Raw genomic sequence first — 26,615 nt, 5'->3', positions numbered from 1 at the left:
ATTTCTCAGTTCGTGGCTTGGCTGCGGCGTGAGGCAGGCAGCAGTTTTGCAATGGGTTCGGCTTTCGCGGTGTGCTGGCCGAAATTTGCGTTATAGGTGGCGATGATTTCGCCGGCGATGGAGATGGCGATTTCCACAGGCAGCTTGCCTTTGACTTCGCCGATACCCATCGGGCAGCGCATGCGTTGCAGCAGCGCGTTGTCGAAACCGCGGTCACGCAGGCGATGTTCGAACTTGACCCGTTTGGTTTTCGAGCCGATCAGGCCGAAGTAGGCGAAGTCGTTGCGCTTGAGGATCGCGGCGGTCAATTCCAGATCGAGCTGATGGTTATGGGTCATGACGATGCAGTAGCTGCCGGCGGGCAGATTGTCGATTTCATCCACCGGCTCTTCGCTGACGATCTTGAGCACGCCATGAGGGATCTGTTCGGGGAACTCCTGCTCCCGTGAGTCGATCCAGCGCACCCGGCAGGGCAGGCTGGCCAGTAGCGGTACCAGCGCCCGACCAACATGGCCGGCGCCGAAGACCGCGATCTGCGCCTGGACCTGGCCCATCGGTTCGAACAGCAACACGGTCACGCCGCCGCAGCACTGGCCAAGGCTTGCGCCCAGGGTGAAGCGCTCCAGGTGGGTGTCCTGTTTGCCGCTGGCAAGCATTTCCCGGGCGACCTGCATTGCCTTGTATTCCAGGTGCCCGCCGCCGATGGTATCGAAAGCCTGCGTAGCACTGACGACCATCTTCGAACCGGCATTACGCGGTGTCGAGCCGAGCTCTTCGATGATGGTCACCAACACGCAGGGTTCGCCCTGGTTCTGCAGGTCGGCGAGTGCGCTGATCCAGTTGTACATACACACCTCACAGATCGTTCCCACGCTCTGCGTGGGAATGCATCTCTGGACGCTCCGCGTCCGCTCTTGAAATGTGACGCAGAGCGTCACGGGCTGCATTCCCACGCAGAGCGTGGGAACGATCAACGATCATCACGAAGAAGCCAGTTCAGCCTCGGCTTCCACGGCTTTCGCCGCCTTCAACTGGCGCATCTGCTCACAGCCCCATAACACCCGCTCCGGGGTCGCCGGTGCGTCGATTTTTGGCTGGTGACGGTAATCGCCCAGGCTTGCCACCGCATCCTTGATCGCGCACCAGACGGAGATGCCGAGCATGAACGGCGGTTCGCCGACGGCCTTGGAATGGAACACGGTGTCTTCCGGATTCTTGCGGTTTTCCACCAGTTTCACTCGCAGGTCCAACGGCATGTCCGCGACCGCCGGGATCTTGTAGCTGGCCGGGCCGTTGGTCATCAGCTTGCCCTTGGCATTCCACACCAGCTCTTCCATGGTCAGCCAGCCCATGCCCTGAATGAAGCCACCCTCGACCTGACCGATATCGATGGCCGGGTTCAGCGAGGCGCCGACGTCGTGGAGGATGTCAGTACGCAGCATCTTGTATTCGCCGGTCAGGGTGTCGACGATCACTTCGGTACAGGCCGCACCGTAGGCGAAATAGTAGAACGGCCGACCACGGGCCTGACTGCGGTCGTAATAGATTTTCGGGGTCTTGTAGAAGCCGGTGCTGGACAACGACACTTGAGCGAAATACGCCTGCTGGACCAGCGCTTCGAAGGTCAGGATGTGATCGCGCACCCGTACATGGCCGTTGTGGAATTCAACGTCTTCTTCGCTGACTTTGTATTGGCGTGCGGCAAACTCCACCAAGCGCTGCTTGATGATTTCAGCGGCGTTCTGTGCGGCCTTGCCGTTCAGGTCGGCGCCACTGGAGGCGGCAGTCGGCGAGGTGTTCGGAACCTTGTCGGTATTGGTTGCGGTGATCTGCACCCGATCAATCTCGACCTGGAACACCTGGGCCACAACCTGCGCGACTTTGACGTTCAAACCCTGGCCCATCTCCGTGCCGCCGTGGTTCAAATGGATGCTGCCGTCGGTGTAGATATGGATCAGCGCGCCTGCCTGGTTGAGGAAGCTGGCGGTGAAGGAAATACCGAATTTCACCGGTGTCAGCGCCAGACCTTTTTTCAAAATCGGGCTGTTGGCGTTGTAGCGACGGATCGCTTCACGCCGCTCGGCGTACTGACTGCTTTGTTCAAGTTCAGCGGTCATTTCCTCGAGCATGTTGTGCTCGACGGTCTGGTAGTAATGGGTGACGTTGCGCTCGGTCTTGCCATAGTAGTTGGCCTTGCGCACCGCCAGAGGATCGAGGGCCAGATGGCGGGCGATGGCGTCCATCACTTCTTCGATGGCGACCATGCCTTGCGGGCCGCCAAAGCCCCGATAGGCGGTGTTCGACGCTATATTGGTCTTGCAGCGGTGACCGTTGATGGTCGCATCGCCCAGGTAGTAGGAGTTGTCGGCGTGGAACATTGCGCGGTCGACGATCGACGCCGAAAGGTCCGGCGAGCAGCCGCAGTTACCCGCCAGTTCCAGTTGAATGCCATGTAAGCGGCCAGTGCTGTCGAAGCCGACGTCGTACTCGATGTAGAACGGATGACGCTTGCCGGTCATCAGCATGTCTTCGACCCGCGGCAGACGCATTTTGGTCGGCTGGCCGGTCAGGTGCGCAACCACGGCGCAGAGGCATGCCGGGCTCGCCGCCTGGGTTTCCTTGCCGCCGAAACCACCGCCCATGCGGCGCATGTCGACGACGATTTTGTTCATCGATACGTCGAGCACTTCCGCCACCAGTTTCTGCACTTCGGTGGGGTTCTGGGTCGAGCAGTAAACAATCATGCCGCCGTCTTCGGTGGGCATTACCGAAGAGACCTGGGTTTCCAGATAGAAGTGTTCCTGGCCGCCGATGTGCAGCGTGCCCTGGATGCGATGCTCTGCGGTAGAGAGTGCGGTTGCCGAATCGCCCCGCTGATGGGTATGGCTATCGAGCACAAAATGGCGTTTGCGCAGCGCTTCGACCACGTCAAGCACGGGCTCCAGATCTTCATATTCGATGATCGCGGCCATGGCCGCTTTGCGCGCGGTTTCCAGATCTCTGGCCGCTACTGCCAGTACCACCTGGCCGACGAACTGCACATCATCGATGGCCAGCAACGGGTCGCCGGGCAGCAGCGGCCCGATGTCTTTAAGGCCTGGCACATCTTCATGGGTGATGACGATGCGCACGCCTTCAAAGGCGTAGCACGGCGCGGTGTCGATGCTGATGATTTTCGCGTGGGCACGGTCGGACAGCCGCGCGTACAGGTGCAGCTGATTCGGGAACTCCAGGCGGTCGTCGATGTACACCGCCTCACCGGACACATGTTTGTCCGCGCTATCGTGCTTGACGCTGCGGCCGACGCCGGTGGTCAGGTCCTGGGCAAACAGTTCGGCGAGTTCAGACTGAGTCTTTTCTACGGCGTGATGATTAGACATAAGCGGTCACCCGAGTCTCGATGTGCGGTGTTTGCAGTTCGATGAAGTATTTGCGCAGCAGGTTTTGCGCGCTGAGCAGGCGGTATTCCTTGCTCGCGCGGAAGTCCGAAAGCGGCGTGAAGTCCTCGCCCAAAGCGACGCAGGCGCGTTCGACGGTAGTTGAGTTCCACGGCGAGCCGAGCAGGGCTGCTTCACAGCTTTTGGCGCGTTTTGGCGTTGCGGCCATGCCGCCGAAAGCGACGCGGGCGTCAGCGACCACGCCATTTTCAATGCGCAGATTGAATGCCGCGCAGACCGCAGAGATATCGTCGTCCAGGCGCTTGGAAACCTTGTAGGCGCGGAACATCTGTTGGGTTGTGGCGCGGGGCACGATGATCTTTTCGATGAACTCGCTTTCCTGGCGCGCGGTCACCCGGTAATCGATGAAATAGTCTTCCAGCATCAGTGTGCGGCGGGTTTGGCCTTTGCACAAAACAATTTGCGCGCCGAGGGCGATCAGCAGCGGTGGCGAGTCACCGATCGGTGAGGCGTTGCCGATGTTGCCGCCCAGCGTGCCCTGGTTGCGGATTTGCAGCGAGGCGAAGCGTTGCAGCAGTTCGCCGAAGTCCGGGTACTCGGCCTTGAGTGCTTCATAGCAATCGGACAGCGAGGTGGCGGCGCCGATTTCCAGGCGATCGTCAAAGCGTTCGACGCGCTTCATTTCGGCGACGTTGCCGACATAGATCATTACTGGCAAGGCACGGTGGAACTGTGTCACTTCCAGCGCCAGGTCGGTACCACCGGCCAGCAAGCGTGCTTGCGGGTAGGCATCGTAAAGGTCGGCCAGATCAGCGACGGTCAAGGGCACCAGGCAACGTTTATCGCCGCTGTTGAGTTCGCCGGTTTCGGTCGGCGCGATGGCTTTCAGGCGTGCAATGGTTTCGGCTTCGCGGGCATCGAATTGGTCGCTCGGCTTGCCGCAGCAAGCCTGTTCGGCAGCGGCGAGAATCGGTCGATAGCCGGTGCAACGACAGAGGTTGCCGGCCAACGCTTCGTGGGCTTTATGGGAGTCCGGCTGATCACTGTTCTTTTGCAGCGCGAACAATGACATGACAAAGCCGGGCGTGCAGAAACCGCATTGCGAACCGTGGCACTCGACCATGGCTTTTTGCACGCTGTGAAGCTGACCCTGGTGTTTGAGGTCTTCAACGCTGATCAGCTGTTTGCCATGCAGCGACGATACGAAGGTCAGGCACGAGTTGAGGCTGCGATAGCGAATGTGCTCGCGGCCGTCGTCTTGCGTCTGCAACTCGCCGACGACCACGGTGCAGGCGCCACAATCACCGCTGGCGCAACCTTCTTTTGTGCCGGGTTTGCCCACGTGCTCGCGCAGATAATTGAGCACGGTCAGGTTCGGGTCCAGGGAGTGCTCGCTACGGAGTTCCTGGTTTAGTAAAAACTGGATCACGGAAGGCCTCGCAGACTCATTATTGTTGTTAACCGATTTGTACCGAATTTAGTCATGTCTGACTTTTCGGTCAATGATTTTCTGACTTAAAGGTCAGGAAATTCTGTTTTACCGATTAACGACCCCTCCAATCATTATTGACCCTCCCGGGGTACGGTGCTTTTAGCTTATTTCGTGCCAGATTCAGCGCCCTGGTCATTACCATTCAGCGCCCTGCGCCATGACCTGGCAATTGCGCTACACTGCGCCGCTTGTACCGATCGAAGATTTTGAAGGAAAACCATGACGTTCAAGGCGCCGGACAGCCTCGCCGAGCAAATCGCCCACTACCTCGCCGAACGTATCATTCGCGGGGATCTCAAGCCCGGGGAGCGCATCCAGGAACAGAAGGTTACGCAGGCCCTCAATGTCAGCCGCGGATCGGTGCGCGAAGCGTTGCTGATCCTCGAGCGCCGCCACCTGGTTGCGATCCTGCCGCGTCGCGGCGCCCACGTGACCGAACTCTCCGGACACAAGGTGCAGAGCCTGTGCACGCTAATGAGCGAGCTGTACATCCTGCTTGGCAATTCGGTTGCCAACGGTTGGGCGGTTCAGGCTGATATGGCGCCGTTCCTGCAAATCCAGCAGCGGCTGGTCGCCAGTTACGAACGTCAGGACATCCGCACGTTTGTCGAAGAAAGCTTCAATGTGATGCGTGCTGCGTACCCCTTCGCCAATAACCCGTATTTGCAGGAAACTGTCGAAAATCTGCAGCCGGCCATGAGCCGCGCGTATTTCCTCGCGCTGGAACAACGCAAGGCTGAGATGAGCGGGTTCCTGGACCTGTTCGAGCAACTGCTGGCTGCCGTGCTGGCCCGTGACTTGCCGCAGATTCGCGTAGTGCTCTCGGCTTATGCCCAGCGTAGTTGCGATCTGGTGCTGTCAGCGTTGACGGTTGCCTGAACGTGCGGCTCAAGTGCATCAAACTGGCGGGGTTCAAATCCTTCGTCGACCCGACCACGGTGAACTTCCCCAGTAACATGGCGGCGGTGGTCGGGCCCAACGGTTGCGGCAAGTCGAACATCATCGACGCCGTGCGCTGGGTGATGGGCGAGAGCTCGGCAAAAAACCTGCGTGGCGAGTCGATGACCGACGTCATCTTCAACGGCTCCACCAGTCGTAAGCCCGTCAGCCAGGCCAGCATCGAACTGGTCTTCGATAACTCCGACAGCACGCTGGTCGGGGAATACGCGGCGTATGCGGAGATTTCCATCCGCCGCAAAGTCACCCGCGACAGCCAGAACAGCTACTTCCTCAACGGCGCCAAATGCCGCCGTCGAGACATCACCGATATCTTCCTTGGCACCGGCCTGGGTCCGCGCAGCTACTCGATCATCGAGCAGGGGATGATCTCCAAGCTGATCGAGGCCAAGCCCGAGGACTTGCGCAATTTTATTGAAGAAGCGGCGGGGATCTCCAAATACAAGGAGCGCCGGCGCGAAACCGAAAACCGCATCCGCCGCACTCACGAAAACCTCGCCCGCCTGACCGACCTGCGTGATGAGCTGGAACGTCAGCTCGAGCGTTTGCACCGTCAGGCTCAGGCCGCCGAGAAGTATCAGGAATATAAAGGCGAAGAGCGTCAGCTCAAGGCCCAACTATCAGCGTTGCGCTGGCAGGCGTTGAACGAGCAGGTGGGGCAGCGCGAATCGATTATCGGCACCCAGGAAATCAGTTTCGAAGCCCTGGTTGCCGAACAGCGCAACGCCGATGCCAGCATCGAGCGGTTGCGCGATGGCCATCACGACCTCTCCGAGCGCTTCAATCTGGTGCAAGGGCGTTTCTATTCGGTCGGCGGCGATATCGCACGGGTCGAGCAAAGCATTCAGCATGGCCAACAACGTTTGCGTCAGTTGCAGGACGACTTGCGCGAAGCCGAGCGTTCGCGGCTGGAAACCGAGTCCCATCTGGGCCACGACCGCACCTTGCTGGCGACCCTGGGCGAAGAGCTGCAGATGCTCGAGCCCGAGCAGGAAGTGACCAGTGCCGCCGCTGAAGAAGCCGCCGCTACGTTGGAAGAGTCGGAAACCACCATGCATGGCTGGCAGGAGCAGTGGGACAGTTTCAACCTGCGCTCCGCCGAGCCGCGTCGCCAGGCCGAAGTGCAGCAGTCGCGGATCCAGCAGCTGGAAACCAGCATGGAGCGCCTGGCCGATCGTCAACGTCGCTTGGCCGAGGAGCGTGACTTGCTGTCGGCGGACCCGGAAGATGCGGCGATACTCGACCTCAGCGAACAGCTCGCCGCCAGCCAGGCAACACTCGAAGATTTGCAGGCCAGCGAAGAAGCGCAGGTCGAGCGGCTTGAGCAATTGCGTCAAGCGCTGCAACTGGCTCTGCAAAACCAGCAGCAGGCGCAGGGCGACTTGCAACGACTTAACGGCCGTCTGGCTTCGCTGGAGGCGTTGCAGCAAGCAGCGCTTGATCCGGGCACCGGCGCCGCCGAGTGGTTGCGCGAACAACATCTGGCCGAGCGTCCGCGCCTGGCCGAAGGCTTGAAAGTAGAGGCGGGTTGGGAGCTGGCGGTGGAAACCGTGCTCGGTGCCGATCTGCAAGCGGTGCTGGTCGACGATTTTGCCGGTTTCGATCTGTCCGGGTTTGTCCAGGGCGATCTGCGCTTGCTCAGCCCGGCCAGTGACAGTGTGCGGATCCCCGGCAGTCTGCTCGACAAGGTTGAGGCGCTGATCGATCTGTCGCCGTGGCTGGGGCAGGTCAAACCGGTGGACAGCCTCGAACAGGCGTTGACGCTGCGCGGCCAGTTGTCGAGCGGCGAAAGCCTGATCAGCCGTGACGGCTACTGGGTTGGGCGGCACTTTTTGCGGGTACGCCGCGCCAGTGAAGCCGAGAGCGGCATGTTGGCGCGCGGACAGGAAATCCAGCGTCTGGGGCTTGAACGCGAAGAGCGCGAAGCCACAGTGCAAACCCTGGAAACCACATTGCAAAACCTGCGCGCCCAGCAACGTCAGCAGGAGGGCGGTCGCGAACACCTGCGCCGTTTGCTGCAGGACGAAGCGCGCCAGCAGGGCGAATTGAAAGCTCAGCTGTCCGCCGGTAAAGCCAAGGCCGAGCAGTTGACGTTACGCCGCACTCGACTTGATGAAGAACTCGGTGAGCTGGGCGAACAGCGCGCTCTGGAGCATGAACAGGTTGGCGAGGCGCGTCTGCAATTGCAGGACGCTCTGGACAGCATGGCGGTCGACACCGAGCAGCGCGAGTTGCTGCTGGCTCAACGCGACAGCTTGCGTGAGCGTCTCGACCGAGTGCGCCAGGAAGCCCGCCAGCATAAAGACCACGCGCACCAATTGGCGGTGCGTCTGGGCTCGCTCAAGGCGCAGTACGATTCAACCCGTCAGGCGCTGGAGCGGCTGGAATTGCAATCCGAGCGTCTGACCGAAAAGCGCGAACAGCTCAGCCTTAATCTGGAGGAGGGCGAAGCGCCGCTGGAAGAGTTGCGGCTCAAGCTTGAAGAGTTGCTCGACAAGCGCCTGAGCGTCGACGAAGAGCTGAGGACCGCGCAGATCGCCCTGGAAGATGCCGACCGCGAATTGCGTGACGCCGAGAAGCGCCGCAGCCAGGCCGAGCAGCAATCGCAGTTGATCCGCGGTCAGCTCGAGCAGCAGCGCATGGAATGGCAGGCTCTGACCGTGCGCCGCAAGACCTTGCAGGATCAATTGCTCGAAGACGGCTACGACTTGCACGGAGTGCTCGCCACACTGGTGGCAGAAGCCAACGAAAAAGAAGCCGAAGAAGAACTTGAACGTATTGCTGCGCGAATTCAGCGACTGGGCGCGATCAACCTCGCGGCCATCGACGAGTACCAGCAGCAGTCCGAGCGCAAGCGTTATCTGGATGCTCAGGATGCCGATCTGGTCGAAGCCCTCGATACACTGGAAAACGTGATTCGCAAGATCGACAAGGAAACCCGCAATCGCTTTAAAGATACCTTTGATCAGATCAATGGTGGTTTACAGGCACTATTTCCAAAAGTTTTCGGTGGCGGCAGCGCTTATTTGGAACTGACGGGCGAAGATCTACTCGATACAGGGGTAACGATCATGGCGCGTCCACCCGGAAAGAAGAACAGCACCATTCATCTGCTCTCCGGTGGTGAGAAGGCGCTGACTGCGCTGGCACTGGTTTTTGCGATCTTCAAATTGAATCCGGCGCCATTCTGCATGCTCGACGAAGTTGACGCGCCGCTGGATGACGCTAACGTTGGACGCTACGCCCGATTGGTGAAAGAGATGTCGCAGACGGTGCAATTCATCTATATCACCCACAACAAGATCGCCATGGAAATGGCCGATCAGTTGATGGGGGTGACGATGCATGAGCCCGGTTGTTCACGCCTTGTGGCAGTTGATGTTGAGGAGGCGATGGCAATGGTGGAGGCATAAGTCGTTGTGCGGAATATGATTTTCTACGGGCTGTAGGAGGTTTTATTTTCCGCGACTTGCTGGCCAATCGACATATTGGCTCAAGCCATTGCGACAGACGGTGTAAAGTTATCTTTGGTCGTGCTAGTTTAATGTCAATTTTTCGTATGCGTGGGTAAAACGCCTGTCAGAACATAGAGTTGGCGCCACGTTTTAAAGGGGTTTGCAGCTTGCTAAGCCCTTTATTCATCAGCATTTTTTATAGAGGCACGGGATTACATGGAAATCGGTCTGCGCGAGTGGCTGATAGTCATCGGCATTGTGGTCATTGCCGGTATTCTTTTTGATGGCTGGCGCCGCATGCGCGGTGGCAAGGGCAAGCTGAAATTTCGTCTGGACCGGAGCCTGTCCAATTTGCCCGACGAAGACACTGCTGCCGAATTGCTGGGCCCGCCGCGTGTGCTGGATAATCATAAAGAACCGCAGCTCGACGAGCACGATTTGCCGTCGGTGAGCATGCCTGCCCGTGAACCCCGTGAATCGGGTTCCAAGCGTGGCAAGCGTGGCGGTGAACCGCATCAGGGTGACTTGAATCTCAACCTCGACCTGGATGGCGGCCCGAGCTTCAGCAGTCGTGACGATGACTTCCCGAATGAAACCCGCTCTTCCAGTGCGGCTCAAGAAAAAGATCAGCCTCAAGCGGAAGAAGTCCTGGTGATCAGCGTGATCTGCCGTGATGCTGGCGGCTTCAAAGGTCCGGCGCTGTTGCAGAACATTTTGGAAAGCGGACTGCGTTTTGGTGAGATGGACATCTTCCACCGTCACGAAAGCATGGCCGGCAATGGCGAAGTCCTGTTCTCCATGGCGAACGCGGTCAAGCCGGGCGTGTTCGATCTGGACGATATCGATCACTTCAGCACGCCAGCCGTGAGCTTTTTCCTCGGTTTGCCAGGTCCGCGTCATCCAAAGCAGGCTTTCGATGTGATGGTTGCCGCAGCCCGCAAGCTGTCCCAGGAACTCAATGGCGAACTCAAGGACGATCAGCGCAGCGTACTGACCGCCCAGACCATCGAGCACTACCGTCAACGCATCGTCGAATTCGAACGCCGCGCCCTGACCCAGAAGCGCTAAGGCCCAAGCAGGCCCCTCGCCACGGGGTTTGCTTCTTACGCTATCGTATTTTGAAGATTGAGCAGCCTCGGCTGCTCTTTTGCTTTATGAGAGAACACCCATGACCGCCGTCGAAAACCGCATCCTGGAACTGCGCGCTGAGCTGGATCAGCACAACTACCGATACCACGTCCTCGACGAGCCGAGTATTCCGGACGCCGAGTACGATCGGCTGTTCCATGAACTCAAGGCGCTGGAAGCGGCGAATCCCGAGCTGGTTACCAGTGACTCGCCGACCCAGCGAGTCGGCAGTGCGGCGCTTTTGGCATTCACTCAGGTGCGCCACGAAGTGCCGATGCTCAGTCTCGGCAATGCCTTCGAAGAAACCGACATGCGCGAGTTCGATCGCCGGGTGAACGAAGGCCTCGACCTGCCAGCCGGCGATTTGTTTGGTGGTGGCGCGGCGGTGGAATATAGCTGCGAGCCGAAGCTCGATGGCCTGGCGGTCAGCCTGCTGTATCAGGATGGCGTGCTGGTGCGCGGCGCGACCCGTGGCGATGGCACCACTGGCGAAGACATCAGTGTCAATGTGCGAACCGTGCGCAACATCCCGCTGAAGCTGCAAGGCAGTGGCTGGCCGGCGACTCTGGAAGTGCGCGGCGAAGTCTATATGTCAAAGGCCGGTTTCGAGCGGCTCAACGCCACGCAACTGGAAGTCGGCGGCAAGACCTTTGCCAATCCACGCAACGCCGCTGCCGGCAGTCTGCGGCAGCTGGACTCGAAGATCACGGCTAGCCGTCCATTGGAGTTTTGTTGCTACGGCCTCGGACAGGTGTCGGTCGAGTTTGCCGATACCCATATTGGCAATCTGCTGCAATTGAAAGCCTGGGGCATGCCGGTCAGTCGCGAACTGAAACTGGCCACGGGTATCGACGAATGCCTGGACTACTACCGCGATATCGGTGAGCGCCGTAATGCGCTGCCCTATGAAATCGACGGGGTGGTGTTCAAGGTCAACAGCTTGGCGTCGCAGCGCGAACTCGGTTTTCGGGCTCGCGAACCACGGTGGGCTATTGCCCATAAATTTCCGGCAATGGAAGAGCTCACCGAGCTGCTTGACGTGGAATTCCAGGTGGGCCGCACCGGTGCCGTGACCCCGGTAGCGCGCTTGAAGCCGGTCAAGGTCGCAGGCGTCACTGTCTCCAACGCCACGTTGCACAACATGGATGAAGTGGCCCGGCTCGGCCTGATGATCGGTGACACAGTGATCATTCGTCGCGCAGGTGACGTGATCCCGCAAGTGGCGCAAGTGGTTACCGAACGTCGCCCGGAAAACGCCCGGCCGGTGCAGATTCCCGAACACTGCCCGGTGTGTGGCTCTCATGTCGAGCGCACGCAGCTTGTGAAGCGCAGCAAAGGGCGCGAAACCGTCAGCGAAGGCGCAGTCTATCGCTGCGTCGGCCGACTGGCCTGTGGAGCACAGCTCAAGCAGGCAATTATCCATTTCGTCTCGCGGCGTGCCATGGACATCGAAGGTCTGGGCGAAAAGAGTGTCGAGCAACTGGTGGATGAGGGGCTGGTGACGTCGCCGGCGGATCTCTACACCTTGAGCTTCGAACAGATTGTCGACCTTGAAGGCTTCGCCGAGCTGTCCAGTAAAAACCTGCTCGGCGCCATCGCCGACAGTAAAACACCGGGCCTCGCTCGCTTCATCTACGCACTGGGTATTCCCGATGTCGGCGAAGAGACCGCCAAGGTGCTCGCTCGCTCGCTGGCGTCCCTGGAGCGCGTTCAGCAAGCATTGCCGGAAGTGCTGACGTACTTGCCGGATGTCGGGCTGGAAGTGGCCTACGAGATTCACAGCTTCTTCGAGGACAAGCACAACACCACGGTGATCGAGCAGTTGCTGGCGCGTGGCCTGGATATTCAGGACCAGGGTGAGCTGGGTGCAGAGTTCGCTGCCAGCACGACCCTGGGAGGCTTGATCGACAAGTTGCATATTCCTTCGGTCGGCCCGGGCGGAGCGCAGAAACTGGCCGACAAGTTCGGTTCGCTCGAAGGTGTCATCAAGGCCGACTGGCTGGACATGCGTCAGGCGCTTGCCGAGAAGCAGGCGAAAGCGGTGCGTGAATTCTTCGATCATCCTGGGCACGCTGAGCGTGCGCTGCAGATCGAGACGCAGCTCAGAGCCTTTGGCATGCATTGGCAGAGCGAAAAGAAGGTCGTCGAAGGCCTGCCGCTGGCCGGCCAGACCTGGGTGCTGACCGGCTCCCTGGAGCTGATGAGTCGCGACATCGCCAAGGACAAGCTCGAAAGCCTGGGCGCCAAGGTGGCAGGCTCGGTGTCGGCGAAAACCCATTGCGTGGTGGCCGGGCCGGGTGCCGGCTCCAAACTGGCCAAGGCCAATGAGCTGGGATTGAAGGTGCTGGATGAAGAGGCATTTGTCGCGTTTCTGGGCAAGCACAACATCACCGTGTGATTTTTGATCGTTCCCACGCTCCGCGTGGTAACGCATCCCGTGACGCTCTGCGTCACAGCCGAAGGCGATTGCTGCGCATCCATGGCGGCATTCCCACGCAGAGCGTGGGAATGATCGGGTTCTAAACATGATCCAGTCTTGGCAGGCCCCAGGGAGAGATCGCCATGTACCGTTTCTTCGAACAGCTGAGCTCACGCATCACCGCCCCCTTAATGGGGGAGAGCAGCCGCAACAGTAAGGTCTGGCATTGTCGCTGCGGACAGTCGCTGTTCTTTCGCAACAGTCAATGCCTGGCCTGCCTGGCAGCGCTGGGGTATCAGCCGGAACTGGGGCGCTTGTCATCGCTGCAACCCGGGCCGCAAGTGGATACCTGGCAACTCGATGCGCAACCGCAAGCAGGGCTGTTGCGCCGCTGCGCCAATCTCGATACGCCGGCAGCCTGCAACTGGCTGCTGCCAGCTCACAGCGCAGGCGTTCACTGTGTTGCCTGTAGTCTGAATCGCACCATTCCCGACCTGTCGATCCCCGAGAATCATGAGCGCTGGCGCAAGGTGGAAACTGCCAAGCGTCGCCTCGTCGCGCAGTTACTCGGCCTGGGTTTGAAGGTCATCCCGAAAACCCAGGATGAAGATATAGGTATTTCCTTTGATTTCGTCGGTATGGATCTTGAAGGAAAACCGCCGACCACCGGCCACGCCAACGGCCTGATCACCCTCGATGTCAAAGAGGCGGATGACGTCTATCGGGAACAGGTCCGTGTGCAAATGCACGAACCGTATCGCACCTTGCTCGGGCATTTTCGTCATGAAACGGGGCATTACTACTGGGACCGGCTGATCGCCAGCCGTCACTGGCTCGAACCATTCCGCAACCTGTTCGGCGACGAGCGCGCCAGCTATGTCCAGGCGCTGGAGCGGCATTACCAGCAGGGCGCGCCGGGCGATTGGCAGCAGGGCTATGTCAGCGCCTACGCCACCATGCACCCATGGGAAGACTGGGCGGAAACCTGGGCTCACTACCTGCACATGATGGACGCGGTCGACACCGCTCTGGGCTTCGGCATGAGCGCCCGGGAGATGGATTTCGACTACCAGCCATTCCCGCTCGAGACACTCTACGACCCGCAGCATCCCGGTGGCGCGGCATTCCTGTCCTTCATCAACGCCTGGATCGAATTGGCCGGCATGCTCAATGAGCTGTCCCGCAGCATGGGGCAGCCGGATTTCTATCCGTTTGTCCTGCCACCGCCGGTCATAGCCAAATTGCACTTTATCCATCTGGTCATCCAGCAAGAGGGTGGCCGGGCGAATGATGTGTTGCAGGTGTAGGCGCTGCCGCAGGTTCGGGCCGCGTTCGGACGATCTTTTCCAGAGCAACGCAGGTCCTTGACCTTGCTCATATTTTTTATCTGAAACCGACGGTTGTAAGTTCTTGTCAGATCGGTACAATGGCGCGGCTCGCCACTGGCGAGCGTCGTTATGGTGACCCCATCGGTCCCCCCGCAACGATCAGCCGTGAACCCGGTCAGGCCTGGAAGGGAGCAGCCGCAGCGGTGACATTGTGTGCCGGGGTGTGGCTGGTGGGGTCGCCACCTATCTCTAAATCCTTGATTCTACAAGGATTTGTCAGTAAAAATCTCGAAGTGTGAAAGCGTTCAGGTACACCGAAGTGGTGCACCATACGAGGCGGGTCAGCTTCACGTTCGCACTCTTCAAAGCCTCACTGCATCTTCTCATTTTCTGCACGCTCCAGTTTCCTTTCTGTGGCATGTCTGCACGCTTTCTCACTGCTGGCCTGGGTTGGCAAACTGCCTTGCGCTGGGCGCGTCGTGAGTCAGTGGAGGGAGATAGCAAATTCACCGTAGCCATTTATCACGACCAGGAGTCTTGGTGGCCCGATCAGGAATAATTTCCTGCTGCCCTTCTTGTGTTTGCCGGAGTAATCACCTTAGGCAAATCGAATATCTGGTCATGTTGTTATGAAGATTCGATATTTGCGCGGTTTGCCATTTGGTCCTATTTGTTATTAGCGACAAATGTTTGATTCGATCAAGTTGTAAAGCATAAAAACGCCAGAGCACAAAGATAGGTGTGTATTTAGCGAAAAATCGTGAGAGTGTCAGCATTTTGTCTTGCCGGAAAGTCAGGCAGGGACGGCCTTCGATCTTGCTTTTAGAGTGTTTGCGGGATGGCGCTTGAAGCTTAATCGCCAGTCCCGGCTATGATGATCAGTGATGACGCAATCACAGCATCGAGAATGCCAGTGGGTCAGGGGCGTGTAAGTCAGGGCGCCTCGACATGGATTTGGGTTGCTTTCCAGGCAGGAGTGTGTGGCATGAGTTCATTGTCTGCAGTACTGCAGTCGAGGCGGGTCGGATTTTATAGCGGAGTTGTCCTCGCGGGGGTGTGGGGTGTTTTTGCTTATATTCATTTGACTCAATTTCAAGAAACGCATAAGTGGACTCTGCTTTTGTTCTGTCTCTCCGAAACGCTGACAGCGGTTTTGTACGTTTTTCGAAGCGATCCAAAGACGGTTTCGGTCATTCCTGTCGACTGGTTGATGGCGGTGGTTGGGACTTCTGCCCCGTTATTTTTCCGCCCGGAGGCTTGGGGGGTGTTCCCTTCGGCAAGTGCTCTGATAGTTGTGGGCATGACAATTCAGGTGCTGGGTTTGATTTCTCTAAATCGCAGCTTTGCACTCGTTGCAGCAAAACGGGTTATCAAGACTGCGTGGATGTATCGCGTGGTGCGTCATCCAATCTATGCCAGTTACTGTCTGATGTACACGGGCTATATATTGGCCAATACATCGCCGGCGAATGTCACTATCTATGCAGTAACTATCTGTTTTCTGATCGCGCGAATATTTCGAGAGGAAGCGCATCTTTCTCTCGATCCCTTATATCGAGAGTATATGCAGGGTGTTCGTTATCGGCTTGTTCCATTCGTATTTTAGTCTCCGAGAGTTGGCTAACACGCTTACAAGACCGCCTGGTCAGGAGTAGCCGCAACGATGAGATTGTGTGTCGGGGGGCTGATGGGGTTACCACCTTGACGTCAAGCCTTCGTTCAGCAAGGCTTCTTTGCGCAGCCCCCCGATTTTCTCCTCTCTGTACGCTCATCGATCCTTCTGGATCAGTGTTTGACGCTGTCTGATTTGTCCTTTTTCGTGATCAGTGACGCGTCACTCGGGCGCAAGCGCAAATACCCGCAAGCGATGTCCGTCCGGATCCAGCGCAACGAAGGTGTAACCGAAATCCAGCGCAATCGGTGCCTGGATTATGGACAATCCCTGCATGGTCCACTCTGTATACAAGGTGTCGACGCTCTGGTTGTCGGCAACCGAAAACGCCAGTTCACCGCCACCGCCCGCAGCCTGGGCTGCCGGCTCCACCGTATGCCGGGACCAAAGTCCGAGCTTCAGGCCTGAATCCAGAGCAAAGAGCGCGAAGGTCGGTGACAGCTCGATGGGTGGCTTGTCCAGCAGGCGACTGTAGAGGTTGGCGCTGGTCGCGGGGCTGTCGACGTAAAGCAGAAGATAGTGACTGGCGTTCATGGTGACTCCCTTGTCCTGATTGGGGTTATGCAGTGCGCTCAAGTTTAGTGCTGCGCGCTGTCAGTTCCTGTCAGGAGTCATTAGCAAAAGAGGAGGCGGATTTATCGGGATCGATAAGTCTGCCTCCTCTTTTTTGTTGCTCGGCTCTCAAGGCTTGGACAAGGCTAGGTCTACCGCTGCTATCAGCTTTCCCAGATCCTTCGGGGTGGCTTTGTGAATGACACCGAACAAATAAGCTCGCTGTTCGTCTTCGTCGCCTAAATCCGCGAAAAAGGCTTTCAGCTTTACCCCCAGCACATCGGCGAGCAGGAACAGGGCTTCCACGCTGGGGGTATAGGTGCCGGTTTCGAAGCGGCTGATGGTTTTAGGATCAAAACCGGTTTTCTCGCCTAGTTCAGCCTGAGTAAGCCCTGCTACCTTGCGGTAGCGCCTGATGGCTGGACCCAAACTTGAAATGTGCATTGCTCAATTCCCATTTAGAATCAAGAACTTAACGATAAATCCTTACATTGTACAACGCCATGATTCATCACCTTGCTTTGCAAAATGTGATGTATTTCGTAGAATTGACACTTAAGACGGGTGTTTGGTGATCTGGTTCCAGAAGGCGGGTTTATGGGACAGGAACTCGTTGCATTTGCGTTGTGCCTTTAAACCAGGGACCCGGCAGAGGCGAAAGGGCTTCGTCAATCGTTGCCGACACTGCGCGCTCCAGCCTTGCCTGATTTAATCCTGGTTGATCTTCACCGATCCGAAGTGGAAACGCCGTATAAAACGCTGTGTTGCAGGTAACCGGGCGATCAACCCGGTTGTACAGCGCCGTCAGGGAAAGACGCGAATCATCCGGTCGCCAGTCAAGTCTGGGGCAGGGCATATCGAATGTTGTCTATGGAGTTTTAACGTGCGTCTGAATTGGCCATTCCCTTCTGTTAAACAGGCTCTTGCGGATCCGCTGCGGCTTTTTTTCGCCACCGATTGCAATGGCCTTGGCACTGAGCCTGAAAGCATCTCCTCCGGGTTCGCCCTGGTCGAGCGGTTCAACCGCTAGCGACAGCGAGCCTGACTCATGGATGAGCGATACCGTAGGGCTGTGGATGCAGCCGCCATTTTCTCCGAAACTGACCTTGCGGGGCGGATCACCCATGTCAATGACCAGTTTTGTCTGATCTCCGGGTACAGCCGAGAGGAGTTGCTGGGCGAAAACCACCGGATGCTCAGTTCGGGACTGCATCCTGCCGATTTTTTTACCTCGATGTGGCGCACCATTGCTCTGGGCAAGGTCTGGAAAGGCGAGATTTGTAACCGCGCCAAGGACGGTACGCTGTATTGGGTCGACAGCACCGTGGTGCCGTTACTCGACGATGAGACCGGGCGGGTGCAAAGGTATGTGTCGATTCGTTTCGACATCAGCGAGAAACGTCAGCTCCTGCATTCTCTGCAATGGCGGGTTGGCCATGATGTGCTGACCGGTCTGCCCAATCGTGCCTTCCTGTCCGACCTGCTCGATCAGGCGCTGGCTTATTCCCGGCTGGAGAATATTCCGCTGGCGGTATGCATGCTCGACCTCGACGGCTTCAAGGCCGTCAACGATGGTTACGGCCACGCCAGCGGTGATTTGTTGTTGGTGGAGGTGGCGAAGCGATTGCGCACGATCATTCGCGGTGAGGATGTGGTGGCGCGGTTGGCGGGTGACGAGTTCGTGCTGATTTTGCGCTACGTGCGCGATGTCCCTGAATTACGCGCTGCATTGAATCGAGTGCTGGGAGCGATATCCACGCCTTATTCGATACTCGACAAAGAGATCAAGGTGTTCGCCAGCATCGGCGTCACGCTATTCCCCGCTGACAACGAAGATGCAGAAACCCTCTTGCGTCATGCCGATCAGGCTATGTACGTGGCCAAGCAGGGGGGGCGAAATCGGTTCCACTTGTTCGACGTGTCCCGCGACAGGGAGGTCAAGGTGACCCATCAGGCCGTCGAGCGGGTGCGTCAGGCACTGGCCAGGGGGGAGCTGTGTTTGCACTTTCAACCCAAGGTCAATATGCGCCGCGGTTCCGTCGTCGGTTTCGAGGCGTTGTTGCGCTGGGAACATCCACAAAGCGGGATGGTGCCGCCCAAGGAGTTTTTGCCGCTGGTGATGGAAACGGATCTGATCATCGACATCGGCGAATGGGTGATGGATCAAGTCATGACGCAATTGTATCAATGGCAAGTGGCGGGACAGAGCTGGCCAGTCAGCATCAACATCGCTGCCCGGCATTTTCAGCGGGCGGACTTTGTCGAGCGGCTCAAGGGCGTGCTCGAGCGTCATGCCCGGGTGGCACCACAGCTGCTCGACCTGGAAATAGTCGAGTCGGTAGCCATCGAGAACATCCAGCATGTCAGTGCGTGCCTTGAGGCGTGCCAGGCGTTGGGAGTGCAGTTCTCTCTTGGCGATTTTGGCACCGGTCACTTTTCGCTGAGTTACCTCAAGCGTCTGCGCACGCAAACCATCAAGATCGACAAATCATTTGTCCGCGACATCCTCAGCGACAAGGATGATCTGGCCCTGACCACGGCCGTCATTGGTCTGGCCCGGGCTTTTGGTCGGGAGGTGATCGCCGAGGGACTGGAAACCCTGGAGCACGGTGAGTTATTGCTGCGCCTGGGCTGCGAAGTGGCTCAAGGCTATTTCATAGCCCGGCCTATGCCCGCCAGCGAAGTGCCAGGCTGGGTGGCGACCTTCAAGGCGCCGGTGCAATGGCAGGCGCTGGAGCGAGCGGTCTGACCGTCACTGCCTGCGAGCGGTTTTGCGCAGCGTCCGGCGGTTCGTTAATGCCGGTGTAGAGTTTGATGATGCCATCGATTTCCCCGGACATCTTCATCTTCACCAGTGTGCGCAGAATACGTTGTACCGGCAATTTCGGGTCGTTGCGTACATAACAGCCGACATTTTGCTCCTGTAACACCGCGACTCCATGCAATTGTTTGTCAGGCATCAGCTTGTGATTGAACCAGTCCAGCGTCCATTGGTTGCTCACCGCATACTGATAGCGACCGGCCAGGAGTTTTTCCAATACCTGTTCTTGATTGCGTGCATCGTCGCGCTGCAGTTGGCCGTTGTCGAACAGCGGCTGCAGGCTTGGGTAGCTGTAGCCGAGCACCGTGCCGATATTCTGCAAGGGCAGGTTCGCAGGTAACACGAGCGCTGGCAGGTTTTGCGTACTGACCAGCAGATCGCGCTGAAACAGCAGTGGAATGCTCCACAGATAGTCGCCTGAGGGGTTGGGCAGCCAGGATTGCGCGGCATAGCAACGAACATCGATGTCGCCATGCTCCATGGCGCTTTGCACCCGGGCACGGGCCAGCACGTGAAACTCGGCAGGGTGGCCGACCTGGGTCGCCAGGCTCAGCATCATGTCATGCAAAATACCCTGGGTCGGCTGGCCGTCTTCGATTTGCACCATGGGCATGGCCCAGCTGTCGGTAACCGCGAAACGCAATGGCGCTTCTGCGGCAAAGCCGCTTGCGGTAATCAGCAGCAAAGCTCCCCAGGCTAAATGCATAAACTCTCCGGCAAGACCCCGGCAAGGGTAGAAAAAAGCCTACTCTAGAGCAGCTTAGCCAGATTAGACGAGCGCACCGGATGCAATTTCGCCCTTGCTCCGCTAGCATTACCGGCTTCCGCTTCCCAGTTGCGACGGTTTTCGATGAGTTATCAGGTTCTTGCACGTAAATGGCGTCCGCGCTCGTTCCGCGAAATGGTCGGCCAGACCCATGTGCTCAAGGCTCTGATCAATGCCTTGGACAGCCAGCGGCTGCACCACGCCTATCTTTTTACCGGCACGCGCGGGGTGGGCAAGACCACCATTGCGCGGATCATTGCCAAATGCCTGAACTGTGAAACAGGTATCACGTCGACGCCGTGCGGCACCTGCTCGGTATGCCGGGAAATTGATGAAGGGCGTTTTGTCGACCTGATCGAGATCGACGCCGCGAGCCGGACCAAGGTCGAGGACACCCGTGAGCTGCTGGACAATGTGCAGTACGCGCCAAGCCGCGGGCGCTTCAAGGTCTACCTGATCGACGAAGTGCACATGCTGTCCAGCCATTCGTTCAATGCGCTGTTGAAAACCCTCGAAGAGCCGCCGCCGTACGTCAAATTCATCCTGGCGACCACTGATCCGCAGAAACTTCCTGCGACAATACTGTCGCGTTGCCTGCAGTTCTCCCTGAAAAACATGACACCGGAGCGTGTGGTCGAGCATTTGACCCATGTACTGGGCGTCGAGAACGTACCGTTCGAAGAGGATGCGCTGTGGCTGCTGGGCCGCGCTGCCGATGGTTCGATGCGCGACGCCATGAGTCTGACCGACCAGGCGATCGCTTTCGGTGAAGGCAAGGTCATGGCCGCCGATGTGCGGGCGATGCTCGGTACGCTTGATCACGGCCAGGTCTACGACGTACTGCATTCGTTGCTCGACGGCGATGCCAAGGCGCTGCTTGAAGCCGTTCGCCGTCTGGCCGAGCACGGTCCGGACTGGAATGGCGTGCTTTCGGAAATCCTCAACGTGCTGCACCGCGTCGCTATCGCCCAGGCATTGCCTGAAGGCGTCGACAACGGCTATGGCGACCGCGATCGGGTACTGGCGCTGGCCCAGGCCTTGCCGGCCGAAGATGTGCAGTTCTATTACCAGATGGGGCTGATCGGCCGCCGCGATTTGCCGCTGGCGCCGGACCCGCGCGGTGGTTTTGAAATGGTCCTGCTGCGCATGCTGGCCTTCCGCCCGGCAGACACACTGGACGCGCCGAAGCAGCCGCTAAAGCCAGTGGGGATCAGCCAGGCCACAGTTGATTCCGCAAACTCCGTGGCTGCCGCACCTGTCGTTGCGCCGGTGGTTGTTGCCCCTGCTGCGCCTGTTATCGCGGCACCGGTCGAGCCTGTCGCTGCGGTTGCGGCGCCAGCTCCAGAGCCGGTTGCCCCTGTCGTGGCGCCGGAGCCTGCACCGGTGTTTATGCCGCCGGTTGTGGAACCTGCGGTTGTCGCCGCTGAAGTGGTGGATCTGCCCTGGAATGACCCGGTAGAGCCGGTGATCGAGCAACAGCCGGCGGTAGAGCCGATGCTTGAGACTGTCGCCGAGCAGCCTGATTTGACCCCGATGCCTGTGCCGACGCCTGACAGCGCGGTGCCGGATGTACCCGAGTGGGTGGCAGCACCTGTCCCTGAGCCTTCCGTTGCCCAGGTCGATGCGGCCACGCCAGGAATGGATCTGGATGACGAACCGCCGCTGGATGAGGACTACATCGAGCCGGACATGGATTCGGCGTACAGCTATCTCGATGACCTGGCCAGCGAACACGCTGCCGAGCCGACCCCGGAACCCGAGCCCGCACCAGCGTTGCTACCGGCGACCGGTCTGGCTCTGGAGTGGCTGGAATTGTTCCCGAAACTGCCGATTTCCGGCATGACTGGCAGTATTGCCGCCAACTGCACCTTGATTGCAGTCGATGGCGATCACTGGTTGCTGCACCTGGACCCGGCGCATAGCGCGCTATTCAACGCGACCCAGCAGCGCCGCCTTAACGATGCGCTGAATCAGTATCACCAGCGCACGCTGACCGTGAGCATCGAGCTGATCAAGCCCGAGCAGGAAACCCCGGCCCAGGCGGCGTCCCGGCGCCGTGGCGAGCGTCAGCGCGAGGCCGAAGAGTCGATCCACGGTGATCCGTTCATCCAGCAAATGATGGAACAGTTCGGTGCGGTGATCCGTAACGATACTATTGAACCTGTCGAGGCTCTGGTCAGTCAGGGCTAATAACTCAATGGCGTCCGGCCTGATCGGCCGGGCGCAGTTTTTATCCAAGTACTTTGAGGTGATTCCCATGATGAAAGGTGGCATGGCCGGCCTGATGAAGCAGGCGCAGCAGATGCAGGAAAAAATGGCCAAGATGCAGGAAGAACTGGCCAACGCCGAAGTGACCGGCAAAGCTGGTGGCGATATGGTGACGGTAGTGATGACCGGTCGTCATGACGTCAAACGCGTCACTGTGGATCCGAGCCTGGTTGAAGGCCTGAGCGAAGATGACAAGGAAATGCTGGAGGCCTTGTTCGCTGCCGCCGTCAACGACGCCGTGCGCAAGATCGAAGCCAACAGCCAGGACAAAATGTCCGGCATGACCGCTGGCATGCAATTGCCACCAGGCATGAAGCTGCCGTTCTAAGTCGCCTTGGCGAGTTGGATGCACAACAAGAATGCCAGGCTCATGGCCCAATGCCAGTCAGTTAAGGGTATGTAGGAGCGAGCTTGCTCGCGATGGACCTGAGGGCGACGCGTTTATCCAGCAAACACGCGTCATCGTTAACGTCCATATCGCGAGCAAGCTCGCTCCTACAAAGGCTGCGTTCGCTTAACTGACCGGCATTAGGCTCATGGCCTGGCATTCTTGTTTATGGCGGTTGCCTCGAGAGAGGCAGGTGGGCTCAGTGAATGCTCGACGCCAACTCGAAGATCGGCATGTACATGAGAATCACGATCACACCGATCAGCAAGCCGATAAAGGCCATCAGCAGCGGCTCGAACAGGCGCACGAACCATTCGAGCCAGCGGCTGATTTCCTCGTCATAGAAGTCGGCGCTGCGCTCCATCATGTAGCCCAGATTGCCTGATTGCTCACCGGCCCGCAGCAGACGCAGCGAAACCGGTGTGGTCAGCGCGTTGTGCTCCAGCGCGGCGGACAGCGCGTGTCCCTCCCGGATACGCTCGCTGGCCGAATCCAGCCGGGTTCTGGAGCCGACATTGAGCAGCCCGCGCACCATGCCCATGGCGGTGAGAATGGGGATACCGCCTTGCAGCAATATCCCAAGTGAGCGGTAGAAACGTGCCAATTCGTACATGACGATCCGCCGATGGATCGCCGGTACACGTTCCAGTACGCGGTCGACGCCGCGGCGAAAGCGCGGCTGACGCATCAGCAGCCCCAACGCCACGATAGTTGCGAACAGGCTGGCGAAGAACTCGGTCTGATGGTTGTGCAGGAACATGCCGCTGGACATCAGCACCTGCGACATCCAGGGAAGGTTGGAGCCCAGTCCTTCAAAGACCAGGCTGAAGCGCGGCACGACGTAACCCATCAGAAACAGCACCACACCGCCGCCGACAATCAGCAGCAACACCGGATAGATAGACGCGCTGACGATCTTTTGCCGAACCTCATTCATACGCTGTTGGTAGACCACATAGCGGCCAAGGGCTTCGCTGACGTTGCCGGTTTTCTCGCTGGACTGCACCAGCGCGATGTACAGCGGAGGGAACACTTCCGACAACTGGCTCAGGGCCTGGGAAAAGGATTTGCCTTCGTATAACAGTCGTACCAGTTCGCTGAGGGTCTTGCGTGCCTGGGGTGCGGTTTCTTTTTCCGCCAGGCTTTCCAGGGCGTCGATCAGCGCCAGGCCCGCGTTGAGCAGAGTGGTCAATTCCTGACTGAACAGCAGCAGGGGAAATGCCTCATGACGCCGCCAGGCGCTAAACCTCCAACGCTGTTCGGCACGCAGGCTGATCAAACGCAGCCCCTGTTCCTCGGCCATGTGTCGGGCTTCGACGGGGCCTTGCGCATCGACCACCAGCGCGCTGATGCCACCTTTGCCCATGACCTTCAGATGAAAACGCATGACGGTGCCCTCACTCATTGCCAACTGGTGATTTCGGCGTTTTCGCCTTCGCCACCGGGCTGGCCATCCTTGCCCAACGACAGCAGATCGTATTCGCCGTTCTCGCCGGGGCAGCGATAGATGTAATTGCGCCCCCACGGGTCCTGCGGGATTTTTTTCTGCAAGTAAGGCCCGGCCCAGCGCGGTTCGTCACTAGGTGCGGTATTCAGGGCAGCCAACCCTTGTTCGCTACTGGGGTAGTGCCCCAGTTCGAGCCGGTACAGATCCAGCGCTTTTCCCAGGCCTTCGATCTGCGCCTTGGCCACCTTGGCTTCGGAGCGGCCCAGCTGACTGAAATATTTAGGCGCAACGATCCCGGCCAGCAGGCCGAGGACCACCAGTACCACCAGCAATTCAAGCAAGGTGAAGCCGCTTTGCTGCCGTCGGGTATTTCGAAGATGACCGGACATGTTGACCTCCTTGAGTGGGTAGGTCTGCTTATGCAATTGCTGTGCTCGCGGTCCTGTGTTGCTCTGCAGGCCACGTAATTGCTGGGCTCGCCAGTGCGGCACAGAGCTTGCGTGACCCCTTGAGAATCCTGGTGAGTGGGGCAACAGCCCCAAAAAACGGGGATTATCGAGGGAGAATCGAGCATGCGAGTACTGACAACGGGTTTACTGGTCTGGCTAGCCACGACCTGCGCTGCCCAGGCGGACATTTATGTCTCACGTTCAGCCGACGGTGCTTATAAGCTGTCGAATGTCTATCGACCGGGACACCACTATGAAAAGGTCATCAGCGAGCCGAAGGTGGCGGCTGTAGCGCCTTCTTCGAAGCCGCAAATGATCGCGCAGATGCCCTATGCCGAGATGGTCGCCGCTGCCGCTACAGCCAACGATTTGCCGCCGGCCCTGTTACATGCGGTCATTCAGACCGAGTCGCACTACAACGCGGATGCACGCTCGGTCAAAGGTGCAGTGGGGCTCATGCAATTGATGCCCCGGACTGCCAGGGAAATGGGGGTAACCGATGCGCTCGATCCCGCTGCCAATATCCAGGGCGGGGCGCGCTACCTCAAGCGTCTGATGGTGATGTTCGACAACAATATTTCACTCGCCGTGGCCGCCTACAACGCTGGCCCCGATGCTGTGCTCAGCCGCGGTCGGATCATTCCACCGTTCGCCGAAACCCAGCGTTACGTGCCCAGCGTGCTTCGTCAGTACCGGCGCTTGCAGGGGTTGGCGGTCGACTCGCCGCTGTAGCATTCCCCACATGTGGGGACTCCTGAAAACCGGTTTTTCTTGGTTCTTCACGGAATCCCGGGAAACACAGAAACAAGAACGCCGATTTGATTGATGATGTTCGTGCGAGCAAACACATCTAACAAATCGGCGTTGTTATGCGCGATATTAATACTTTCCTTCCGTTTTGGGAGGGCTTTTCTGTCGTCACGATCAAGCCTGATGGTGACGCGCTACAGATCGATCTGATTCCCCACGCCACCCGATTCCCTTCCTGTGGCGGGAGCCAAAAACCTTGTTCAACTACTCATGAGTATTGCGAACGAATCGTTCGTGATTTGCCCATTCTCGGTCGTGCCGTGCGCCTCAGCGTTTTGCTCAGGCGTGTTGGCTGTCGTGACTGTGGCAAACGCATGGAGGCCGTCGGTTGGCTGGATCGCTACGCCAGCGTTGTCCTGGATGCAGATACACGACGCGTGCTGTGGATTGGCGAAGGCCGCAGCCGGGCGGCGGTCAGGCCATTTTTCGAAGAACTGGGACCCGAGGGGTGCGCTCGAATCGAAGCAGTGGCGATGGACATGAACACCGCTTTTGACCTGGAGGTTCGCCAGCACTGCCCCACAGCACGAGTGGTCTAGACCTCTTCCATGTGGTGGCCAAATATGGCCGAGAGGTGATTGATCGGGTCCGCGTCGACGAAGCTAATCGGCTGCGTCATGACAAGCCTGCTCGTAAGGTCATCAAGCAAGCGCGATGGCTGCTGCTGCGCAACCCGGAGAACCTGAAAAAGCCGGAACAGCAGGTCCGCTTGCAGGATTTGTTGGCGGCTAATCAGGCGTTGATGACGACCTGTCTGATGAAAGCCGAACTTAAAACGCTGTGGACGCCGAGTACTGCCTGGGGCTGGAGATCGGCCTGGAAGCAATGGCTGCGCCACGCCCATGAAAGCGCGATACCTGCGCTGGTCCAGTTCGCCAAACGGCTAAAGAATTACTGGCGGGGCATCGTAAGTCGGGTTCGCTGGCCGATGCACACGGGGCAGTTGGAAGGAATAAACAATCGAATAAAGGTCATCAAGCGGATGGCGTACGGTTACCGGGATAGCGGGTTCTTTTTCATGAAGATCAAGAGCGTCTTTCCCGGTAATCCGTGGAGAACCATTTTTTTGGGGGGCAGGTTCACCCAGTCAACGTTAGTTTTTTTACTTAAGTTATTGAATATAAATAAAAAATTAATTGGCATGGTGATTGCTGCGTCCATTTCACCGATGAACGCGACGCGAGGCCCTCCACCATGAAAGGGACCCACCCAACCGAACGGCTCAATCTGCTCATCCTGCTGAGCGGCTCCCTGCCGGGCCGGTA

The 26,615-nt window shown here is 58.5% G+C and carries 18 protein-coding genes, 1 other RNA gene and 1 pseudogene; 12 read left to right on the top strand and 8 right to left on the bottom strand.

Features of this window, described 5'->3' with window-relative positions; genetic code table 11:
- Nucleotides 1-5: 5 nt before the first annotated feature.
- The 3 genes from xdhC to xdhA form a co-directional block, all read right to left on the bottom strand.
- Nucleotides 6-848, bottom strand: a complete 843-nt coding sequence (gene xdhC, locus AC07UI_RS10200; RefSeq protein WP_494992370.1) for a xanthine dehydrogenase accessory protein XdhC — start codon at nucleotides 846-848, stop codon at nucleotides 6-8.
- A 132-nt stretch (nucleotides 849-980) separates the two neighbouring features.
- Complete coding sequence (gene xdhB / locus AC07UI_RS10195) at nucleotides 981-3,380, bottom strand: xanthine dehydrogenase molybdopterin binding subunit (RefSeq protein WP_494992369.1); 2,400 nt, start codon at nucleotides 3,378-3,380, stop codon at nucleotides 981-983.
- On the bottom strand, nucleotides 3,373-4,827 hold the full coding sequence (xdhA, locus tag AC07UI_RS10190) for a xanthine dehydrogenase small subunit (protein WP_494992368.1): 1,455 nt from the start codon (nucleotides 4,825-4,827) through the stop codon (nucleotides 3,373-3,375). The genes xdhB and xdhA overlap by 8 nt, the downstream gene beginning before the upstream one ends.
- Before the next feature lie 282 nt (nucleotides 4,828-5,109).
- Here xdhA and AC07UI_RS10185 point away from each other — a divergent pair, with 282 nt between their 5' ends.
- The 7 genes from AC07UI_RS10185 to AC07UI_RS10155 all read left to right on the top strand — a co-directional run bounded on the left by AC07UI_RS10185 (nucleotide 5,110) and on the right by AC07UI_RS10155 (nucleotide 15,783).
- Complete coding sequence (locus AC07UI_RS10185; protein WP_494992367.1) at nucleotides 5,110-5,769, top strand: GntR family transcriptional regulator; 660 nt, start codon at nucleotides 5,110-5,112, stop codon at nucleotides 5,767-5,769.
- Between the two features lie 2 nt (nucleotides 5,770-5,771).
- Nucleotides 5,772-9,260, top strand: a complete 3,489-nt coding sequence (smc, locus tag AC07UI_RS10180; protein WP_494992366.1) for a chromosome segregation protein SMC — start codon at nucleotides 5,772-5,774, stop codon at nucleotides 9,258-9,260.
- 258 nt (nucleotides 9,261-9,518) lie between these two features.
- A complete protein-coding gene (zipA, locus tag AC07UI_RS10175) occupies nucleotides 9,519-10,370 on the top strand; it encodes a cell division protein ZipA (protein WP_494992365.1) in 852 nt (283 codons plus the stop codon).
- Between the two features lie 100 nt (nucleotides 10,371-10,470).
- Nucleotides 10,471-12,828 (top strand): NAD-dependent DNA ligase LigA, encoded by a 2,358-nt coding sequence (gene ligA / locus AC07UI_RS10170; RefSeq protein ID WP_494992364.1) that lies wholly within the window; start codon nucleotides 10,471-10,473, stop codon nucleotides 12,826-12,828.
- Nucleotides 12,829-12,992: 164 nt separating this feature from the next.
- Nucleotides 12,993-14,156, top strand: coding sequence for a zinc-binding metallopeptidase family protein (locus AC07UI_RS10165; protein WP_494992363.1), 1,164 nt, complete (start codon nucleotides 12,993-12,995; stop codon nucleotides 14,154-14,156).
- 160 nt (nucleotides 14,157-14,316) lie between these two features.
- Nucleotides 14,317-14,413, top strand: an RNA gene (gene ffs / locus AC07UI_RS10160) — signal recognition particle sRNA small type.
- Between the two features lie 749 nt (nucleotides 14,414-15,162).
- Nucleotides 15,163-15,783, top strand: coding sequence for a methyltransferase family protein (locus AC07UI_RS10155; RefSeq protein WP_494992362.1), 621 nt, complete (start codon nucleotides 15,163-15,165; stop codon nucleotides 15,781-15,783).
- A 228-nt stretch (nucleotides 15,784-16,011) separates the two neighbouring features.
- On the opposite strand, the gene AC07UI_RS10150 is transcribed toward AC07UI_RS10155, so the two are convergent.
- The gene (locus AC07UI_RS10150; protein ID WP_494992361.1) at nucleotides 16,012-16,383 is read right to left on the bottom strand and encodes a VOC family protein; all 372 of its coding nucleotides are present in this window, start codon (nucleotides 16,381-16,383) and stop codon (nucleotides 16,012-16,014) included.
- A 147-nt stretch (nucleotides 16,384-16,530) separates the two neighbouring features.
- Nucleotides 16,531-16,845: a helix-turn-helix domain-containing protein gene (locus AC07UI_RS10145; protein ID WP_494992360.1), complete on the bottom strand. Its 315-nt coding sequence runs from the start codon at nucleotides 16,843-16,845 to the stop codon at nucleotides 16,531-16,533.
- Nucleotides 16,846-17,449: 604 nt separating this feature from the next.
- On the opposite strand from AC07UI_RS10145, the gene AC07UI_RS10140 reads away from it, so the two are divergent.
- Nucleotides 17,450-19,150 (top strand): putative bifunctional diguanylate cyclase/phosphodiesterase, encoded by a 1,701-nt coding sequence (locus tag AC07UI_RS10140; protein WP_494992359.1) that lies wholly within the window; start codon nucleotides 17,450-17,452, stop codon nucleotides 19,148-19,150.
- On the opposite strand, the gene AC07UI_RS10135 is transcribed toward AC07UI_RS10140, so the two are convergent.
- The gene (locus tag AC07UI_RS10135; RefSeq protein WP_494992358.1) at nucleotides 19,107-19,928 is read right to left on the bottom strand and encodes a substrate-binding periplasmic protein; all 822 of its coding nucleotides are present in this window, start codon (nucleotides 19,926-19,928) and stop codon (nucleotides 19,107-19,109) included. The two genes, AC07UI_RS10140 and AC07UI_RS10135, sit on opposite strands and share 44 nt — an antisense overlap.
- A 144-nt stretch (nucleotides 19,929-20,072) precedes the next feature.
- On the opposite strand from AC07UI_RS10135, the gene dnaX reads away from it, so the two are divergent.
- Together dnaX and AC07UI_RS10125 are read left to right on the top strand one after the other, a co-directional pair.
- Complete coding sequence (gene dnaX / locus AC07UI_RS10130; RefSeq protein ID WP_494992357.1) at nucleotides 20,073-22,178, top strand: DNA polymerase III subunit gamma/tau; 2,106 nt, start codon at nucleotides 20,073-20,075, stop codon at nucleotides 22,176-22,178.
- Nucleotides 22,179-22,245: 67 nt separating this feature from the next.
- Nucleotides 22,246-22,584 carry a YbaB/EbfC family nucleoid-associated protein gene (locus AC07UI_RS10125; RefSeq protein ID WP_347905073.1) on the top strand — a complete coding sequence of 113 codons (339 nt, stop codon included), beginning with the start codon at nucleotides 22,246-22,248 and terminating at the stop codon, nucleotides 22,582-22,584.
- Nucleotides 22,585-22,843: 259 nt separating this feature from the next.
- On the opposite strand, the gene AC07UI_RS10120 is transcribed toward AC07UI_RS10125, so the two are convergent.
- Nucleotides 22,844-24,031 carry a type II secretion system F family protein gene (locus AC07UI_RS10120; protein ID WP_494992356.1) on the bottom strand — a complete coding sequence of 396 codons (1,188 nt, stop codon included), beginning with the start codon at nucleotides 24,029-24,031 and terminating at the stop codon, nucleotides 22,844-22,846.
- Between the two features lie 14 nt (nucleotides 24,032-24,045).
- The gene (gene gspG, locus AC07UI_RS10115) at nucleotides 24,046-24,480 is read right to left on the bottom strand and encodes a type II secretion system major pseudopilin GspG (protein WP_494992355.1); all 435 of its coding nucleotides are present in this window, start codon (nucleotides 24,478-24,480) and stop codon (nucleotides 24,046-24,048) included.
- Between the two features lie 183 nt (nucleotides 24,481-24,663).
- Here gspG and AC07UI_RS10110 point away from each other — a divergent pair, with 183 nt between their 5' ends.
- Nucleotides 24,664-25,272, top strand: a complete 609-nt coding sequence (locus tag AC07UI_RS10110; RefSeq protein ID WP_494992354.1) for a lytic transglycosylase domain-containing protein — start codon at nucleotides 24,664-24,666, stop codon at nucleotides 25,270-25,272.
- Nucleotides 25,273-25,409: 137 nt separating this feature from the next.
- Nucleotides 25,410-26,404, top strand: a pseudogene (locus AC07UI_RS10105) (ISL3 family transposase); the annotation flags it as partial.
- Between the last annotated feature and the right edge of the window lie 211 nt (nucleotides 26,405-26,615).

The organism is Pseudomonas sp. GW821-FHT04C07 (assembly GCF_059420325.1).
Note: the sequence above shows the minus strand (reverse complement) of the source record. Positions and strands in the feature narration are given on the sequence as shown.